Source organism: Frankia sp. CeD (genome assembly GCF_000732115.1).
Taxonomy (GTDB): domain Bacteria; phylum Actinomycetota; class Actinomycetes; order Frankiales; family Frankiaceae; genus Frankia; species Frankia casuarinae.
On the sequence record NZ_JPGU01000019.1, the window covers coordinates 1 to 1,130 of the forward strand.

1 protein-coding gene and 1 pseudogene are annotated in these 1,130 nt (G+C 66.1%); both read left to right on the forward strand.

The window, feature by feature from the left end; translation table 11 throughout:
* The coding region (locus CED_RS12135; RefSeq protein WP_035910610.1) for a substrate-binding domain-containing protein at positions 1–376 on the forward strand (376 nt) is incomplete at its 5' end.
* A 468-nt stretch (positions 377–844) separates the two neighbouring features.
* Positions 845–1,041, forward strand: a pseudogene (locus CED_RS22560) (transposase); the annotation flags it as partial.
* Positions 1,042–1,130: the final 89 nt, after the last annotated feature.

The window sequence follows — 1,130 nt, forward strand, 5'->3', positions numbered from 1 at the left end:
GGGTTTTACCTGGCTGGGAGGCGAGCGGGCCATGGCTGAGCTGCTCTCGGTCGAGTCGCCGCCCACGGCGGTGTTCGTCGCGGACGACGAGATGGCGATGGGTGCGCTGCGGGCGTTGCGCCGTGCCAGGCTCCGCGTGCCGGAGGACATGTCTGTTATCGGCTTCGGCGGGCACGACAAGGCAGAGGTGTTCGAGCTGACGACGGTCGTCCAGCCGCTGGCCCGTCAGGGGAAGATCGCCGCCGAGTTGCTGCTCAGTCTCCTCGACGCTGTTCCGGATGCTTCCCAGAACCTGGACGCCTCGGAAGTGGTCGTGCTGCCCGTGAGCATCGAGATCCGTGACACGACGTGCCGCCCCGCGAGCGGAACAACATAACTCATGCTGATTTTCGCATCACTGACACCCGAGGCAGCTATCAAGGGAAACCTTACGACGCCATTACATCGGCGCGGTTGATCGTCCTTGCTACCCGGCCGTAGCCATACGTTCACCTGTCACGGATTCCCACTGTGCCATGGGTGGGCATCCGTGGCCTCGATACCTGCGCGCTCGTCAACGTCCGACGACCCGCCGCAGCACGGCCTCGGCCGGGGGCCGACGTCGCGACGGATGGTCGCGACGGACAAGTGTGGCGGGTTGGGNGCGGNCTGGAGACCGTCAACCGTGCCTAGTACTCCAGTGACAGTGGCCGATGTGTGGTCTCTGTGTGGGGTGGCGGCGTGGCGTCCGAACGGGGGTGGCCACCCTGTGATCCTCCGTAGTTTGTGAGAACCAACAAAGAATCCGCGGTGGCCGCGGCGCGGAGTGTATCCGGGTCGGACGTGGCGGTGTGGGAGGCCGGTTTGGACCGAGGACCGGGATCGGTGCGCCGCGGCGGGGGNGCCCCGACGGCGGGGNTCGCGACGAAACCACTGCTGGCCCTGGACATGATCCGCCGGTTCTGGCTGGCTCATCGGGAGCTGGGCTGGGTCGCCGGTGACGAGGTGTACGGCGCGAACGCCGAGCTGCGGGACTGGTTGGAGGAGCAGATGATTCCGTTCAGTTCCAACGAAATCCGGCACGTCCTCGCCCTGTTCGGACAGACTGCTATCCCAGCAGCGATGATCACATGGTGGTCGGACTGGCGTCG